Origin of the sequence: Streptomyces sp. NPDC059247 (assembly GCF_042754005.1) — a bacterium.
In the GTDB taxonomy this organism is placed as follows: domain Bacteria; phylum Actinomycetota; class Actinomycetes; order Streptomycetales; family Streptomycetaceae; genus Streptomyces.
In genome coordinates this window covers 1-15,787 of the sequence record NZ_JBHYZW010000003.1, presented here as the reverse complement: position 1 = coordinate 15,787, position 15,787 = coordinate 1, and the positions used below count along the sequence as shown (strand labels likewise).

Below are 15,787 nucleotides of genomic sequence, written 5' to 3'. Positions count from 1 at the left end.
AGGTGCTCCCGGGCCCGCCCCCACGGCTCCGTGCTCTGCCCGGCTGCCGGAGCCGCCCTTCCACGTGCCTGGCGCGCCGGATCCCGTACGGCCCGGAGCGGTCCGCCCCGGATCCCGTACGGCCCTGCCCCGTACGGCGTGACGGCCCTGACCCGTACGGCCCTGACCCGTACGGCGTGACTCCGTACGGCCCGGACCCCGCAGGCCAGAGCCCCGGTCCCGGCGGGCCGCCCGGCGCGTGACGGAGCGCGGTACGACGAAGGGCCCGGCCGTCCGACGACGACCGGGCCCCTCTCCCGTACGACTTCCGCTTCCGCCCGGGACCTGCCCGGCTTCCGCGCGGCAGGTGCCCACCCGGTACGGCAGCCCCCGCTCAGTGCAGCAGGTCCTCGCCGCCGTCCGCGGCCTCGACCTCCTCGCGGGTGATCCCCAGGAGGTAGAGCACGGTGTCCAGGAACGGCACGTTCACCGCCGTGTCCGCGGCCCGCCGCACCACCGGCTTCGCGTTGAACGCCACCCCGAGCCCGGCGGCGTTCAGCATGTCCAGATCGTTCGCCCCGTCGCCGATCGCCACCGTCTGCGCCAGCGGCACACCCGCCTCCTCGGCGAACCGGCGCAGCAGCCGTGCCTTGCCCGCCCGGTCCACGATCTCGCCGGTCACCCGCCCGGTGAGCCTGCCGTCCACGATCTCCAGGGTGTTGGCGGAGGCGAAGTCGAGCCCGAGCTGTTCCTTCAGATCGTCCGTGACCTGGGTGAACCCCCCGGAGACGACCCCCACCTGGTAGCCGAGCCGCTTGAGCGTACGGATCAGGGTCCTGGCCCCGGGCGTGAGCCGCACCTCGGCGCGGACCTTCTCGACCACGGAGGCGTCGAGCCCGGCCAGCAGCTCCACCCGCGCGTGCAGGGACTGCTCGAAGTCCAGATCCCCGCGCATCGCCGCCTCGGTCACCTCGGCGACCTTGTCCTCGCAGCCCGCGTGCGCCGCGAAGAGCTCGATCACCTCGTCCTGGATCAGCGTCGAGTCGACGTCCATGACGACGAGCCGCTGGGCCCGCCGGTGCAGCCCGGCGGAGACCACGGCCACATCGACGCCGATGGTGTGCGCCTCGGTGGCCAGCGCCGTCCGCAGCGGCTCGGTCCCACAGCCGGAGACGGCGAACTCGACCGCCGTGACCGGGTACTTCGCCAGCCGGAAGATGCGGTCGATGTTGCCGCCGGACTCCGTGATCCTGGCCGCTATGGCCGCGGTCTGCTCCGAGGTCAGCGGGTTGCCCAGCACGGTGACGTGCGAGCGTCCCTCGCCCCGGGGGCGGTTGTCACCGGTGCCGGAGATGATCTCGGCCTGGAGCTTCATGGACTCGGCCCAGCTGTGCACGGTGGCCCGGAGCTCGCCCTGCGGGGCGACGGTCGGCTCGGTGACGAGCGCGCACAGGACGAGACGGCCGCGGGAGACGACCTGCTCGATGTCCACGACGTCGACGGAGTAGGCGGCGAGGGTGTCGAAGAGTCCCGCGGTGATCCCGGGACGGTCCTTCCCGAAGATCTTGACGAGAAGGGTGGGAACGTCTGAGGTCTGCGATGCGCTCATGGTGCTTCCACCGTATCGGGCACGCCCCGCCCCCCGGCCCCCCGTCCCGCCCAGCGGACACCCGAGTGGTCGCGCGGCTGCCCCGGAGGACCCCGTGGGGTACGCGCGGGCGCGCGGGCGGAAGCGAACGGGCGCGCGGGCGGAAGAAGGCGGAAGAAGGAAGAAGCCAGAGCGGGCGGAACGACGGGGCGGAGGTTCCGCCGGTCCGCGCCCCGGCCCGACTTCCGGAGAGGGGACCGGGCCTGAAATAGTTCCCCCCGGATGTTCGCCATCCCTGGACTCCCGGCGACGGGGGTACATCGGGGGACAAGTAGTGGGGCATGGAGTGCCGGAACTCGTACTGGAATTGAACGGAAGAACCTGGACGCTCGACCCGTCCAGGTCGTACACCCTGGGCCGTGATCCACAGGGTGACCTGGTCATCGACGACGCCAGGGTCTCGTGGCGCCACGCCACCATCAGCTGGGGCGGCCGGAGTTGGGTCATCGAGGACCACGGCTCCACCAACGGCACGTTCCTGCGGGGGCAGCGGATCCACCAGATGGAGATCGCCCCCGGCTCGGCCGTCCACCTGGGCAACGCGACCGACGGCCCGCGGCTGAATCTCGCCGCCGCCGGACAGCAGGCCCAGCAGCCGCAGCAGGCTCAGGCCCAGCCGCCGCCGCAGCAGTCTCCGGTGGCCCAGCAGGTCCCGGCCCACCAGCCGGCCGAGCGGGCGGAGTGGGCCGGGCACGACGGCCCGCCGCAGCAGGCGCCGCAGCAGCAGGGCTGGCAGCAGGTCCCGCCCGCGCAGCCGCAGGCACCGCACCAGCAGGTACCCCATCAGCAGGTTCCGCACCAGCCGATGCCGCACCAGCAGGGCCCCGACGGCGTCGCGGGGGCGTCGTCGGCCTACGCCGACCGCAGCCCGACCACCTTCCACCAGCTGGCGCTGGGCCGCGTCATGCGGATCGGCCGTGCGCTCGAGAACGAGCTGGTCGTCTCCGACCTCCAGGTCTCCCGCCACCACGCCGAGTTCCGCTCGACGCCCGACGGGCGCTTCGAGATCCGCGACCTCGGCTCGCACAACGGCACGTACGTCAACGGCCAGCCGATCCCCAAGGGCGGCGCCGCCGTCCTCGGACCGCAGGACATCGTCGGCGTCGGCCACTCGACCTTCCGGATCGTCGAAGGCCGACTCGAAGAGTTCGTCGACACCGGCTCGGTCTCCTTCTCCGCCCGCCACCTCACGGTCACCGTCGACGGCGGCAAGCAGATCCTCAAGGACGTCTCCTTCGGCGTCCCGGAGAAGTCGCTGATCGGCGTCATCGGCCCGTCCGGCTCCGGAAAGTCCACCCTCCTCAAGGCCCTGACCGGCTACCGCCCGGCCAACGAGGGCGACGTCCTCTACGACAACCGGAGCCTCTACAAGCAGTTCGCCGAGCTGCGCCAGCGCATCGGTCTGGTCCCGCAGGACGACATCCTGCACAAGGAGCTGACCGTCCAGAAGGCCCTGCGCTACGCGGCCAAGCTCCGCTTCCCCGGCGACACCGCCACGGCCGAGCGCGAGGCCCGGATCGACGAGGTGCTGCGCGAGCTGAAGCTCGACATCCACAAGGAGAAGAGGGTCACCTCCCTCTCCGGCGGCCAGCGCAAGCGCGTCTCGGTCGCCCTGGAGCTGCTCACCAAGCCCTCGCTGATCTTCCTGGACGAGCCGACCTCCGGTCTCGACCCGGGCATGGACCGCGATGTCATGCAGCTGCTCCGCGGCCTCGCCGACGACGGCCGCACGGTCCTCGTCGTCACCCACTCGGTGGCCGAGCTGGGCCTGTGCGACAAGCTCCTGGTGATGGCCCCCGGCGGCTCCGTGGCGTACTTCGGCCCGCCGGAGGAGGCGTTGAACTTCTTCGGCTACTCCACCTGGGCCGATGTCTTCTCCGCCTTCGAGAACTACCGCGACTACGACTGGGCGGGCCGCTGGAAGGGCTCGCAGCACTACCAGCTGTACGCCGCGGACATCGACGCCGTCGCCGCCCAGCCCGTGCAGATGCCGCACCAGGCGATGGTCCGGCCGCCGAAGCCGCAGGGCTGGGGCTCCCAGCTGTGGACCCTGATCCGCCGCTACGTCTCGGTGATCGCCTCCGACCGGGGCTTCCTGGCCCTGATGGTCATCCTCCCGGCCGTGCTCGGCGCGGTCTCGGTGGTCATCCCGGCCGACTTCGGCCTCGGCGCGCCCAAGCCTCCGGCCCGCTTCAACAGCGACGCCGGAACGATCATGCTGATCCTCGCGGTCGGCATGTGCTTCAGCGGCGCGGCCAACTCCGTCCGCGAGCTGATCAAGGAACGGGTCATCTACGAGCGCGAGCGGGCCACCGGCCTGTCCCGCTCGGCGTACCTGATGTCCAAGGTCATCGTGCTGGGCGTGATCACCGCGATCCAGGGCGTCATCATCTGCGGCATCGGCTTCTCCACCCGGGCGCTGCCCGCCGAGGGCCTCCTCATGCCCCCGGCCGTCGAGCTGTGCGTCCAGGTCATCGCCCTCGGCCTGACCTCGATGATGGTCGGCCTGGTCATCTCCGCGCTGGTGAAGACCGCCGAGAAGACCATGCCGCTGCTGGTCATGTTCGCGATCGTCCAGGTCGTCTTCACCGGCGTCCTCTTCCAGGTCTACGGCTCTCCCGGCCTGGAGCAGTTCGCCTGGCTGATGCCGTCCCGCTGGGCCATCGCGGGCGCGGGCGCCACGCTCGATCTGGGGCACCTGATGCCGCCGTGGGACCGCGACAACCCGCTCGAGACCGACCCGCTGTGGGAGCACTCGGTCGGCCAGTGGAGCCTGGACCTCGGCGTCCAGCTCCTGATGGCGACGGTCTGCTGCGTCCTGGTCGCGCGCCTGCTGCGCCGCCACGAGCCCGAGGTCATGCGCAAGTAGCCGTCGGCCGCACAGCGCGGTCCGCACGCCGAAGGGCGGCACCCCTGACCCGGGGTGCCGCCCTTCGGCGTACGACGGCGCGGAGCGGCGGACCCGGCGTGGTCCGCGCGGGCTCAGTACGCGCTGTTGACGTTGTCGATCGAGCCGTAGCGGTCGGCCGCGTAGTTGGCGGCGGCGACGATGTTGGCGACCGGGTGGTACTGGTCGAAGGGGGTGCCGGGCACGTGGTACGCCTTGAAGGTCGGGTAGATGACCTGGAGCAGACCCTTGGACGGGACGCCGTTGACGGCGTTGATGTCCCAGTTGTTGATGGCGCGGGGGTTGCCGCTGGACTCGCGCATGATGTTCTTGTGCAGGCCGTTGTAGCTGCCCGGGATGTTGTGCTTGTCCATGATGAACAGGGCCTCGCGGATCCAGCCGTCGAGGTTGTTCGCGAAGACCGGGGTGCGGGCCACGGAACGGTTCGCGGCCGTCTGCTCGGCGGCGCGCTTCTGCGCGGCGGCCTGCGCCTTGACCCGGGCGTCGGCCTTGGCCTTCGCCTCGGTCCTGGCGCGGGCGTCCGCCTTCGCCTTCGCGTCCGCCGTGGCCTTCGCCTCGGCCTCCTGCTTGGCCTTCAGCCCGATCGTGCTCTGCTGGTCGGCGATGCTGGCGGCCAGCGCCTTCGCCTGCGGGCTGTTCGCGTCGTACGACCAGGAGACCCGCTGTGCCCCGGAGAGGGCCTGCGGCTCCGTCTCGGTGCCGCCGTTCCCCGGGACGAGGGAGAGCGCGAGGGCCCCGGCAGCGAGAGCGGCCACACCGGCGGCGGCGGCCTTGTGGGTCTTCTTCAGACCACGACTGTGGCCAGGGGTGTTCGCAGACATAACGGACTACCTCTTCGAATCGCTGGGGGTCGCTCGGCCGGGGCGGCGCTGCGCCTGCTCGGCGGCGACGAGGGCAATTCTTAGCGGCGGCAAAACACTGTGGCAAAGGTGCGACCTACGATCCCGGGTAGTGGATCAGGGGCCTGTGCAGGGACCACGGAAGGGTCCTGATGTCCGACTCACCCCGCTCTGGGGCCACCGTGGAGCGCCCACTAGGCCGCTTCGTAAGTGATGTGCGTCCTATGCGCGGGCTCACACCGCCCCTACCTCGAACTCACCCCACGTTGCTGAAGCAACGCATTCGGTGAGCGTTCTCCTCCTTCAGGGGGAGAAGGTCCCGGGGGCCCTGCGACCTAGGTCCCGGGTCCCGTCCGCCGAGGTCCCCGGACGGATACGCAGTGTCACGACCCGCCGGTACGGTGAACACATGAGCCATCGACCCAGCTCCGGCCTGGCCGCCGTGAGCACCGCCCTCCTCGCGATGAGCAGACACCTGGAGGTCCGTGACGTCCTCAAGACGATCGTGGCCTCCGCCCGCGAGCTCCTCGACGCCGAGTACGCGGCCCTGGGCGTCCCCGACGACCACGGGGGCTTCGCCCAGTTCGTGGTCGACGGCGTCAGCGACGAGCAGTGGAAGGCGATCGGCCCGCTGCCCCGGCAGCACGGCATCCTGGCCGCGATGCTCCACAAGGCCGAGCCCGAGCGGCTCGCCGACGTCCGCCGCGACCCCCGCTTCGAGGGCTGGCCGGACGCCCACCCCGAGATGTCCGACTTCCTCGGCCTGCCCGTCCGGGACGGCGACGAGACCCTCGGCGCCCTCTTCCTCGCCAACAAGCGCTGCCCCAAGGAGGACGGCCGCTGCGGCTTCACCGCCGAGGACGAGGAACTCCTCTCGATCCTCGCCCAGCACGCGGCCATCGCCCTCACCAACGCGCGCCTCTACGAGCGCAGCCGCGAGCTGACCATCGCCGAGGAGCGCTCCCGTCTCGCCCACGAGCTGCACGACGCCGTCAGCCAGAAGCTCTTCTCCCTCCGGCTGACCGCCCAGGCCGCCGCCGCCCTCGTCGACCGCGACCCCGCCCGCGCCAAGGACGAGCTCCAGCAGGTCGCCGCGCTCGCCGCCGAGGCCGCCGACGAACTGCGGGCCGCCGTCGTCGAGCTCCGCCCCGCGGCCCTCGACGAGGACGGCCTCGTCCACACCCTCCGTACCCAGATCCAGGTCCTCGACCGCGCCCACAGCGCCCGCGTCACCTTCGAGAGCACCGGCACCAGGGCCCTGCCGGCCGCCCAGGAGGAGGCCGTGCTCCGCGTCGCCCAGGAAGCCCTGCACAACGCCCTGCGGCACGCGGAGGCGGGACAGGTCGCCGTCTCCCTGGCCCGCGCGGGCCAGGGAGCCCGGCTGACCGTCACCGACGACGGCAAGGGCTTCGACCCGCGTACGGTCCGCAGCGCGGGCCGCCACCTCGGCCTCGTCTCCATGCGGGACCGGGCGGGCGGCGTCGGCGGATCGCTCACCGTGACCTCGGCCCGGGGCGAGGGCACCACGATCGAGATGGAGGTACCCGGTGGCTGACAAGCGGATCCGCGTCCTGCTGGTCGACGACCACCAGGTCGTCCGCAGGGGACTGCGCACCTTCCTGGAGGTGCAGGACGACATAGAGGTCGTGGGGGAGGCGTCCGACGGCGCCGAGGGCGTCGCCAGGGCCGAGGAGCTGCGCCCCGACGTGATCCTCATGGACGTGAAGATGCCCGGCACCGACGGCATGGAGGCGCTGAAGCGGCTCCGCGGGCTCGCCAACCCCGCCAGGGTCCTCGTCGTCACCAGCTTCACCGAGCAGCGCACGGTGGTGCCCGCGCTCCGCGCCGGTGCCTCCGGATACGTCTACAAGGACATCGACCCGGACGCGCTGGCCGGCGCGATCCGCTCGGTCCACGCCGGGCACGTGCTGCTCCAGCCCGAGGTCGCGGGCGCGCTCCTCTCCCAGGAGGACTCGCCGGGCGGCACCGGCCGGGGCTCGACCCTCACCGAGCGGGAGCGCGAGGTGCTCGGCCTGATCGCGGACGGCCGCTCCAACCGCGAGATCGCCCGCGCGCTCGTCCTCTCCGAGAAGACGGTCAAGACCCATGTCTCGAACATCCTGATGAAACTCGACCTCGCGGATCGCACACAGGCGGCCCTCTGGGCGGTCCGGCACGGCCTCACCGACTGACGCGCCCCCGAACGCGCCGGGCGCACGACCGTTCAATACTTCATACCGTCGTGTGTATGTCCCCCGTTCGGCGCAACCTCGCGGGAGGTACGGCGTTCTCCATGGCGTGCTGCGGCGGACCGGCCGCAGCCATGACCAGGACGGAAGTACCCAGTGAAGAACCTCAAGAAGGCCGCCGCCCTCACCATGGTCGCCGGTGGCATCGTCGCCGCCGGTGCCGGTGTCGCCTCCGCCCACGGGGCCGACGCCACGGGGCAGGCCCACCACTCGCCGGGCGTCGCCTCCGGCAACCTGGTGCAGGTCCCGGTCCACGTCCCCGTGAACGTCTCCGGCAACACGGTCAACGTGATCGGCCTGCTGAACCCGGCCTTCGGCAACGGCGCCTTCAACGGCTGACCACCGCACGCAGGACCCGACCGGCCCCCGGCAACCGCCGGGGGCCGGTCCCGCGTCCGGGACCCCGCTCTTGGGCCGGTCCGGCGTCCGGGACCCGTTCTTGGGCCGGTCCCGCGTCCGGGGACCTCGCCCCCGGGCCGTTACGCCCCGGGCCAGCCGCCCACCCAGGGCACGCGCCCCCCACGCCCCCGCCGCCCGAGGCAGTGCAGGCTCCCACCAGCCCCGGCCTCCCCCTCCGCACACAGACAGGGCCACCAGGACTCCGGCCCCGGAAGCCGTACGCCCCCGACCACGCCCCGACCACCCCGCAACCCCTCGCCCCGGCGAAGGCGAGGGCGCGAGAGTGCGAGGGCGCACGGATCTCAGGGCGAGGGCCTCGTCCCAGTCCCGCGTGCCCCGCCCGGACACCGGACAGACGAGGGCGCGGCTCCTCAGACCCCCCGCTCCCTCTCCTCCACATACGCGTTGTACGCCGCCACCTGTGCCCGCCGGGCCGCCCGCTCCACCGGCCGCAGCGCCGCCCCCCGCGCCGCCATCTCCGAGGCGCTCACCGCGCCCCCGTGCCCGTGGTCGTACGCCAGGTCCACCAGCAGCCCCACCCGCTGCGCCAGCTCCAGGACCCGCACCGCCCGCGCCGGATACCCCGGCGCCAGCACCTCGCGCCCCACCTCCGCCCGCGCCCGGTACGCCTCCCGCACCGCGTCCGCCACCGGCCCCGAGGCCGCCACGTCCAGCCGGGTCAGCACCGCCGTCGCCTCCCGCAGCCCCTCCGCCAGCTCCCGCTCCGCCTCGCCCAGCGAGGGCACGTCGGCGGGCGGCGCCTCCCGCACCGGGAGGCACCGCCACACCACCGACACGTGCGCGTCACCCGGGGGCCCCGTCTCGGAGACCTCGGGCACGAGCCCGTACGGGGCGCCGAAGCCCACCACCGCCTCCTCCGCCTCCAGGGCGCGCGCGTTGAAGTCCGGCGGCCCGCTCAGCCCCAGCGGATGCCCCGGCGCGGGCAGCGCCACCCGCCACCCGGTCACCCCGAGCCCCCGCAGCCGCCCGAGCGCCAGCGTCAACCCCACCTGCCCGGCCTCGCCCGGCAGCCCCTCGACGCGGTGCACCGCGTCCTCCCCGACAATGGCCAGCGCCGCCCCGTCCGGCGACACCTCCCCGGCCAGCAGGGCATTGCCCCATGCGGCCAGGCGTCCTGAGCGTGGTTCAGAAAGCATCCCCCCAGACTAGGGCGCGCTCTCCGGCCCAAAGGAAGCCCTAGGGACCGGCCCGTCCCGCCGATAACGTAGGTTTTCCCCTGGACGCCGCGCCCATCGGCGCAAGGCGACGACACGACTCGACCGCAAGGGGAGACAACGCGCTCATGAGCGATGTACTGGAGCTGGTGGACGTATCCGTGGTCCGCGACGGACGTGCTCTGGTGGACGAGGTCTCCTGGTCGGTCAAGGAGGGCGAGCGCTGGGTGATCCTCGGACCCAACGGCGCCGGAAAGACCACCCTTCTGAACATCGCCTCCAGCTACCTCTTCCCCACCCGCGGCACCGCCCGCGTCCTGGGCGAGCAGCTCGGCGGCGTCGGCACCGACGTGTTCGAGCTCCGTCCCCGCATCGGCATGGCGGGCATCGCCATGGCGGAGAAGCTCCCCAAGCACCAGACCGTCCTGGAGACCGTCCTCACCGCCGCGTACGGCATGACCGCCACGTGGAACGAGGACTACGACCCGGTCGACGAGGAGCGCGCCAAGGCCTTCCTCGACCGCCTCGGCATGAGCGACTACCTGGACCGCAGGTTCGGCACCCTCTCCGAGGGCGAGCGCAAGCGCACCCTGATCGCCCGCGCGATGATGACCGACCCCGAGCTGCTGCTGCTCGACGAGCCCGCCGCCGGTCTCGACCTCGGTGGCCGCGAGGACCTCGTCCGCCGTCTCGGCCGCCTGGCCCGCGACCCGTACGCCCCCTCCATGATCATGGTCACCCACCACGTCGAGGAGATCGCCCCCGGCTTCACCCACGTCCTGATGATCCGCCAGGGCAAGGTCCTCGCCGCGGGCCCGGTGGAGATGGAGCTGACCTCACGCAACCTCTCGCACTGTTTCGGCCTGCCGCTCGTCGTCGAGCGCGCCGGTGACCGCTGGACCGCCCGCGGCCTCCCCCTGAAGTGACCCACCCGGCGCCGGCGTCCCGCACAGCCGCCCGCGCCCTGTCCCAGGGGGCCCCACCCGCCCTACCATGACCAGGTGGACATCGACGCGTGGATCTGGTGGCTGATCGGCGCGGTGGGGCTCGGCATTCCGCTGGTCCTGACCGCGATGCCGGAGTTCGGCATGTTCTCCGTGGGAGCGGTGGCGGGGGCGGTGACCGCGGCCCTGGGCTTCGGCGTCGTTCCCCAGGTGCTCGTCTTCGTGGTGGTCTCGGTGGCGCTCATCGCGGTGGTACGCCCCATCGCCGCCCGCCACCGCGGCGGCGGACCGGGCATCGCGACCGGGATCGACGCGCTGAAGGGGCGTCAGGCCGTCGTGCTCGAACGGGTCGACGGCAACGGCGGTCGCATCAAGCTCGCCGGGGAGATCTGGTCCGCCCGCACCCTCGACACCGGACAGACCTTCGAGCCCGGCGAACAGGTCGACGTCGTCGACATCGACGGAGCGACCGCCGTCGTCATGTGACCGAACCTCGCCCATGACGTCCCGACGTCTGCGAAACTCGATCATCGAAAGCATCCCGGCAGTCAACCGGCAGCGAAGGGCACGGGGAACACGATGTCAGCAGTCATCATCGTCCTGATCATTCTGGTGGTGCTCGTCTTCATCGCCCTGATCAAGACGATCCAGGTCATCCCGCAGGCGAGCGCGGCGATCGTCGAGCGCTTCGGCCGCTACACCCGCACGCTCAACGCCGGGCTGAACATCGTCGTCCCGTTCATCGACTCGATCCGCAACCGGATCGACCTGCGCGAACAGGTCGTGCCGTTCCCGCCGCAGCCGGTGATCACCCAGGACAACCTCGTCGTCAACATCGACACGGTCATCTACTACCAGGTCACCGACGCGCGGGCCGCGACCTACGAGGTCGCCAGCTACATCCAGGCGATCGAGCAGCTCACCGTCACCACCCTCCGCAACATCATCGGCGGCATGGACCTGGAGCGCACCCTCACCTCCCGCGAGGAGATCAACGCGGCCCTGCGCGGCGTCCTCGACGAGGCCACCGGCAAGTGGGGCATCCGCGTCAACCGCGTCGAGCTCAAGGCCATCGAGCCGCCGACCTCCATCCAGGACTCGATGGAGAAGCAGATGCGCGCCGAGCGCGACAAGCGCGCCGCGATCCTCACCGCCGAGGGCACCCGCCAGTCCGCGATCCTCACCGCCGAGGGCGAGAAGCAGTCCGCGATCCTGCGCGCCGAGGGCGAGTCCAAGGCCGCCGCCCTGCGCGCCGAGGGCGAGGCCCAGGCCGTCCGCACGGTCTTCGAGGCCATCCACGCGGGCGACCCGGACCAGAAGCTCCTCTCGTACCAGTACCTCCAGATGCTTCCGAAGATCGCCGAGGGCGACGCCAACAAGCTCTGGATCGTGCCCAGCGAGATCGGCGACGCCCTCAAGGGCCTCTCCGGCGCCTTCGGCAACGTGCCCGGCGGCGCACCCGGCTTCAACACCAAGAGCGCCGGGGCCGAGCGACGCGACGAACCGCCGGTTGACTGACACGTACACGTAACACTCGTGCATGATCGGTACGAGCCCCTCGACCCGGACGACCTCAGGGCGGGGAGGCGACTCGCTGACCATGTAAGGAGATGGCGTTGTCCATCTGGGAAGCCCTGGCGGTCTTCGCCGCCGGCATCGGCGCCGGCACCATCAACACCATCGTCGGATCGGGAACGCTCATCACGTTCCCGGTCCTCCTCGCGACCGGACTCCCCCCGATCACCGCGAACGTGTCCAACGCCCTGGGACTCGTCTCCGGCTCCGTCAGCGGAGCCATCGGCTACCGGCGCGAGCTCAAGGGCCAGAAGAACCGTGTCCTGCGACTCGGTACCGCCGCCCTCCTCGGCGGCCTCATCGGCGCGATCCTGCTGCTGGCCCTGCCGTCCAAGGCGTTCGACGCGATCGTCCCCGTCCTCATCGGACTCGCACTCGTCCTGGTCGTCCTCCAGCCCCGGATCGCCGCCGTCGTCAAGCGCCGCCGCGAACGGACCGGCACCGAGGCCCACCCCGACGGCGGCCCCGTCCTCCTCGTCGGACTCTTCCTCGCCAGCATGTACGGCGGATACTTCGGCGCCGCCCAGGGCGTCCTCTACCTCTCGCTCATGGGCCTGCTGCTCCATGACGAGCTCCAGCGGATCAACGCCGTCAAGAACATCCTCGGCGCCCTCGTCAACGCCGTCGCCGCCGTCTTCTTCCTCTTCGTCGCCGACTTCGACTGGACCGCGGTCCTGCTCATCGCCGTCGGCTCCACCCTCGGCGGCCAGATCGGCGCCAAGATCGGCCGCCGACTGCCGTCCGCCGTCCTGCGCGGAGTGATCATCACGGTCGGCGTCGTCGCCATCCTCCAGCTGACCCTGCGCTGACCCCGACGCCGGAAGGGCCCGCCTCCCCCCACCGGGGAAGACGGGCCCACACCGCGGGAGAAGGGGTTACGCGGCCACCCCCGCCAGCCACTCCGGCAGCTGGGAGCGGTCACCGGCCCGCATCGCGAGCAGCATCGCGTCCGCGGGCGTCGGCTCGAACGGCTGGCGCAGCAGCGGCATCCCGGCCTGCTCGGGCGTCCGGTCGGCCTTGCGGTGGTTGTCCTCGGCACAGGAGGCGACCGTGTTCAGCCAACTGTCCCCACCCCCCTGGGCGCGCGGCACCACGTGGTCGACGGTCGTCGCCCGCCGCCCGCAGTACGCGCACCGGTGCTGGTCGCGCACCAGCACCCCCCGTCTCGACCACGGCGCCTGTCTTCGGAAGGGCACCCGCACGTACCGGCAGAGCCTGATCACCCGCGGCACCGGAAGATCGACGGCCGCGCCCCGCACACGGAGATCGGGATGGGCGTGCTCGACGACGGCCTTGTCCGTCAGGACGAGCACCACCGCGCGGTTGAGCGTGACCGTCGACAACGGCTCGAAGCTCGCGTTCAGTACCAGCGTCTCCCGCATGGATGCCCACCTCCCGTGTGCAGGTCCGGCCCCCGGGCGGGGCGACGGGACCTGGATCAACGATGGCCGGGACGGCCGGGGTCGGACAACGCAATTTCCGCGCAACAAAAGATGCCCGCTTCTGATCTCTCCAAGACCAGAAGCGGGCAAACAACAAACGAACGATCAGACCGCCGCGGGAGCCGCGTACTCACCGACCAACTGGGCGCGCCCCAGCGTGTGGAAGCGCAGGTTGAAGCCCACCACCGCGGGCGACACGTCCCCGTCGGGCCCGAGCCTCTCGCTGTCCACCGCGTACACCGTGAAGACGTACCGGTGCGCCGGGTCCCCCGCCGGGGGAGCCGCCCCGCCGAAGTCCTTCGACCCGTAGTCGTTCCGTACGTGCGTGGCCCCGGCGGGCAGTCCCTCGAAGGCACCGGAGCCTGCGCCGACGGGCAGCTCCGTCACCGACGCCGGGATGTCGAACAGCACCCAGTGCCAGAACCCGCTGCCCGTCGGGGCGTCCGGGTCGAAGCAGGTGACGGCGAAGCTCTTCGTCTCCGCCGGGAAACCCTCCCAGCGCAGTTGCGGCGAGGTGTTCCCCGCCGCGTACACCTGCGCGTCCTTCAGGACCCCGCCCGGTGCGATGTCGTCGCTCACCACGGTGAACGCCGCCACCGGCGGATGGAAGTCGTGGGGGAGCGGCGCCCTCTTGCCCTCGGACACGTCGAAAACCTCCGAACCTCACGCCCGTACGCTGCCTCGGCAGCCTGACGGGACTGAGCCTAGAGCCAGTTGCGACGGCCGCCGACCTCGGCGAGCCACTGGTTCAGGTAGGCCGCCCAGTCGGTGGTGTGGAAGTCGTGCAGCCCGACCTTGAAGGCGCGGAAGGAGTCGCTGCCCTCCGTGAACAGACCCGGCTTCTTGTCCATCTCCAGGATGACGTCCATCTCGCGGTCGTCCGCGACGAAGCTGACCTCGACCTGGTTGAGCCCCCGGTACTGCTGCGGAGCGAAGAACTCGATCTCCTGGTAGAACGGCAGCCGCTGCCGCGTCCCCCGGATGTGCCCGCGCTCCATGTCCGCGCTCTTGAAACGGAAGCCCAGCTGGAGGAAGGCGTCCAGGATCGCCTGCTGCGCGGGCAGCGGGTGCACGTTGATCGGGTCCAGGTCGCCCGAGTCCACCGCGCGGGCGATCTCCAGCTCGGTCGTCACCCCGATGTGCATCCCGCGCAGCTGCTGCCCGGAGACCGAGGTCACCGGGGTCTCCCAGGGGATCTCCAGACCGAACGGCACCACGTGCACCGCACCGGCCCGCACCTGGAAGGCACCGCCGAGGCGCACCTTGACGAACTCGATGTTCTGCTTGTGCTCCTGGTCACCGCCCTCGACCTCGACCCGCGCCTGGAGACCGACCGACAGCCCCTCGATCTGCTGGTCGACGCTGCCGCCCTGGATACGGACCTCCCCCTGGACGACCCCGCCCGGGACCACGTTCTCCTCGGTGAGCACCGTCTCCACGGTGGCCCCGCCGGCGCCCAGGCTCGCGAGCAGCTTCTTGAATCCCATGACTTTCACTCCTTCTCGGTCCTGACCCCTACATACGCGCCACGACGGTAACCGGTTCCCCACTACGCTCGGACGCCATGAGCGAGACCCCTGACCGTACGCCGCTCCCGCGTTCCTTCTTCGACCGTCCGGTCCTGGAGGTCGCACCCGATCTCCTGGGCCGCACGCTCGTCCACCGTGTCTCCGAAGGGGTGCTGGAACTGCGCCTCACGGAGGTGGAGGCGTACGCCGGCGCCGTCGACCCCGGCTCGCACGCCTTCCGGGGCCGCACCGCGCGCAACGCCGTCATGTTCGGCCCGCCCGGACACGTGTACGTCTACTTCACCTACGGCATGTGGCACTGCATGAACCTGGTGTGCGGCCCCGAGGGCGAGGCGAGCGGGGTGCTGCTGCGCGCCGGGGAGGTCCTGCGGGGCGCGGACCTGGCGCGTCCACGCCGCCGCTCGGCCCGCTCCGACCGCGAGCTGGCGAAGGGCCCCGCCCGTCTGGCGACCGCCCTCGGCATCGGTCTCTCCCTGAACGGCACGGACGCCTGCGCCGGACCGGACGCCCCGGTGGGCCTGCTGACCGGGACTCCGCCCGCGCCGGAACTCGTCCGCTACGGCCCCCGTACGGGTGTGGGCGGCGACGGCGCCCCGCACCCCTGGCGCTTCTGGATCGACGACGATCCGACGGTCAGTCCCTACCGGCCCCACACGCCCCGCAAGCGCCGCCTTGACTCCGGGCGGGCGACCGCCTAACGTAGCCCGAGCAGCTGGACACGGGCCTGCTTGTTCAAGCACCCCGCAGCTGCCACCCACTACTCAAGATGACTCCCCAGCAGGGGCTTATTTCGGCGTGCCGAAATTCGGATTCGAATGACTCGATTATGAGTCACCGATGAAATCAGCTAACGTAGTGAACACGCCGAGAGGCAAGGCCGCCAACAGGCCACTGGATATGAAATCCGAACCGGAAACGGAGCGGAAAACGATCTGGTAAGGTTGGAAACACGAAGGGAAGCCCGGAGGAAAGCCCGAGAGGGTGAGTACAAAGGAAGCGTCCGTTCCTTGAGAACTCAACAGCGTGCCAAAAATCAACGCCAGATTAGTTGATACCCCGTCCATCTTCGGATGGTCGAGGTTCCTTTGAAGTAAAACACA

Annotated in this window: 16 protein-coding genes; 9 read left to right on the top strand and 7 right to left on the bottom strand. The window is 71.2% G+C overall.

The genetic code is table 11. The features are described from left to right. Positions 1-373: 373 nt before the first annotated feature. Positions 374-1,588: a phosphoserine phosphatase SerB gene (serB, locus tag ACFXGN_RS07140; RefSeq protein WP_384854593.1), complete on the bottom strand. Its 1,215-nt coding sequence runs from the start codon at positions 1,586-1,588 to the stop codon at positions 374-376. 313 nt (positions 1,589-1,901) lie between these two features. Between serB and ACFXGN_RS07135 the strand changes: the two genes are divergently transcribed. Next, positions 1,902-4,496, top strand: a complete 2,595-nt coding sequence (locus ACFXGN_RS07135) for an FHA domain-containing protein (protein WP_384854592.1) — start codon at positions 1,902-1,904, stop codon at positions 4,494-4,496. A 113-nt stretch (positions 4,497-4,609) separates the two neighbouring features. Here ACFXGN_RS07135 and ACFXGN_RS07130 read toward each other — a convergent pair whose 3' ends face one another. Then, positions 4,610-5,356, bottom strand: a complete 747-nt coding sequence (locus ACFXGN_RS07130) for a transglycosylase SLT domain-containing protein (RefSeq protein WP_384854590.1) — start codon at positions 5,354-5,356, stop codon at positions 4,610-4,612. A gap of 427 nt (positions 5,357-5,783) precedes the next feature. On the opposite strand from ACFXGN_RS07130, the gene ACFXGN_RS07125 reads away from it, so the two are divergent. The 3 genes from ACFXGN_RS07125 (at position 5,784) to ACFXGN_RS07115 (ending at position 7,962) form a co-directional block, all read left to right on the top strand. Continuing rightward, the gene (locus tag ACFXGN_RS07125; protein WP_384854588.1) at positions 5,784-6,929 is read left to right on the top strand and encodes a GAF domain-containing sensor histidine kinase; all 1,146 of its coding nucleotides are present in this window, start codon (positions 5,784-5,786) and stop codon (positions 6,927-6,929) included. Beyond that, positions 6,922-7,566, top strand: coding sequence for a response regulator (locus ACFXGN_RS07120; protein WP_384854585.1), 645 nt, complete (start codon positions 6,922-6,924; stop codon positions 7,564-7,566). Before ACFXGN_RS07125 ends, ACFXGN_RS07120 begins: the two co-directional genes overlap by 8 nt. Before the next feature lie 153 nt (positions 7,567-7,719). Further along, the gene (locus ACFXGN_RS07115) at positions 7,720-7,962 is read left to right on the top strand and encodes a chaplin (RefSeq protein WP_351796345.1); all 243 of its coding nucleotides are present in this window, start codon (positions 7,720-7,722) and stop codon (positions 7,960-7,962) included. Between the two features lie 431 nt (positions 7,963-8,393). On the opposite strand, the gene ACFXGN_RS07110 is transcribed toward ACFXGN_RS07115, so the two are convergent. Next, positions 8,394-9,179 (bottom strand): hypothetical protein, encoded by a 786-nt coding sequence (locus ACFXGN_RS07110; RefSeq protein WP_384854583.1) that lies wholly within the window; start codon positions 9,177-9,179, stop codon positions 8,394-8,396. A 146-nt stretch (positions 9,180-9,325) separates the two neighbouring features. On the opposite strand from ACFXGN_RS07110, the gene ACFXGN_RS07105 reads away from it, so the two are divergent. The 4 genes from ACFXGN_RS07105 to ACFXGN_RS07090 all read left to right on the top strand — a co-directional run bounded on the left by ACFXGN_RS07105 (position 9,326) and on the right by ACFXGN_RS07090 (position 12,525). Further along, a complete protein-coding gene (locus ACFXGN_RS07105) occupies positions 9,326-10,123 on the top strand; it encodes an ABC transporter ATP-binding protein (RefSeq protein ID WP_351796318.1) in 798 nt (265 codons plus the stop codon). 75 nt (positions 10,124-10,198) lie between these two features. Further along, the gene (locus tag ACFXGN_RS07100; RefSeq protein WP_384854580.1) at positions 10,199-10,627 is read left to right on the top strand and encodes an NfeD family protein; all 429 of its coding nucleotides are present in this window, start codon (positions 10,199-10,201) and stop codon (positions 10,625-10,627) included. Positions 10,628-10,720: 93 nt separating this feature from the next. Beyond that, positions 10,721-11,659 carry an SPFH domain-containing protein gene (locus ACFXGN_RS07095; RefSeq protein WP_384854577.1) on the top strand — a complete coding sequence of 313 codons (939 nt, stop codon included), beginning with the start codon at positions 10,721-10,723 and terminating at the stop codon, positions 11,657-11,659. Between the two features lie 92 nt (positions 11,660-11,751). Further along, entirely contained in the window at positions 11,752-12,525 is a 774-nt protein-coding gene (locus ACFXGN_RS07090) for a sulfite exporter TauE/SafE family protein (protein ID WP_384854575.1), read from the top strand. A 66-nt stretch (positions 12,526-12,591) separates the two neighbouring features. Here ACFXGN_RS07090 and ACFXGN_RS07085 read toward each other — a convergent pair whose 3' ends face one another. The 3 genes from ACFXGN_RS07085 to ACFXGN_RS07075 all read right to left on the bottom strand — a co-directional run bounded on the left by ACFXGN_RS07085 (position 12,592) and on the right by ACFXGN_RS07075 (position 14,645). Next, positions 12,592-13,098 (bottom strand): HNH endonuclease, encoded by a 507-nt coding sequence (locus ACFXGN_RS07085; RefSeq protein ID WP_384854572.1) that lies wholly within the window; start codon positions 13,096-13,098, stop codon positions 12,592-12,594. 165 nt (positions 13,099-13,263) lie between these two features. Then, on the bottom strand, positions 13,264-13,803 hold the full coding sequence (locus ACFXGN_RS07080; RefSeq protein WP_384854569.1) for a YbhB/YbcL family Raf kinase inhibitor-like protein: 540 nt from the start codon (positions 13,801-13,803) through the stop codon (positions 13,264-13,266). Between the two features lie 59 nt (positions 13,804-13,862). Next, the gene (locus ACFXGN_RS07075; protein WP_384854567.1) at positions 13,863-14,645 is read right to left on the bottom strand and encodes a sporulation protein; all 783 of its coding nucleotides are present in this window, start codon (positions 14,643-14,645) and stop codon (positions 13,863-13,865) included. Between the two features lie 77 nt (positions 14,646-14,722). Here ACFXGN_RS07075 and ACFXGN_RS07070 point away from each other — a divergent pair, with 77 nt between their 5' ends. Further along, the gene (locus tag ACFXGN_RS07070; protein WP_384854564.1) at positions 14,723-15,385 is read left to right on the top strand and encodes a DNA-3-methyladenine glycosylase; all 663 of its coding nucleotides are present in this window, start codon (positions 14,723-14,725) and stop codon (positions 15,383-15,385) included. 126 nt (positions 15,386-15,511) lie between these two features. On the opposite strand, the gene ACFXGN_RS07065 is transcribed toward ACFXGN_RS07070, so the two are convergent. Then, positions 15,512-15,787: hypothetical protein (locus ACFXGN_RS07065; protein WP_384854562.1), on the bottom strand; the 276-nt coding region annotated here is incomplete at its 5' end.

Coding starts and splice junctions, on each gene's coding strand:
- ACFXGN_RS07085 (WP_384854572.1), bottom strand. CDS start 13,098: ATGCGGGAGACGCTGGTACTGAACGCGAGCTTCGAGCCGTTGTCGACG.
- ACFXGN_RS07105 (WP_351796318.1), top strand. CDS start 9,326: ATGAGCGATGTACTGGAGCTGGTGGACGTATCCGTGGTCCGCGACGGA.
- ACFXGN_RS07090 (WP_384854575.1), top strand. CDS start 11,752: ATGGCGTTGTCCATCTGGGAAGCCCTGGCGGTCTTCGCCGCCGGCATC.
- serB (WP_384854593.1), bottom strand. CDS start 1,588: ATGAGCGCATCGCAGACCTCAGACGTTCCCACCCTTCTCGTCAAGATC.
- ACFXGN_RS07130 (WP_384854590.1), bottom strand. CDS start 5,356: ATGTCTGCGAACACCCCTGGCCACAGTCGTGGTCTGAAGAAGACCCAC.
- ACFXGN_RS07075 (WP_384854567.1), bottom strand. CDS start 14,645: ATGGGATTCAAGAAGCTGCTCGCGAGCCTGGGCGCCGGCGGGGCCACC.
- ACFXGN_RS07125 (WP_384854588.1), top strand. CDS start 5,784: ATGAGCCATCGACCCAGCTCCGGCCTGGCCGCCGTGAGCACCGCCCTC.
- ACFXGN_RS07070 (WP_384854564.1), top strand. CDS start 14,723: ATGAGCGAGACCCCTGACCGTACGCCGCTCCCGCGTTCCTTCTTCGAC.
- ACFXGN_RS07110 (WP_384854583.1), bottom strand. CDS start 9,179: ATGCTTTCTGAACCACGCTCAGGACGCCTGGCCGCATGGGGCAATGCC.
- ACFXGN_RS07095 (WP_384854577.1), top strand. CDS start 10,721: ATGTCAGCAGTCATCATCGTCCTGATCATTCTGGTGGTGCTCGTCTTC.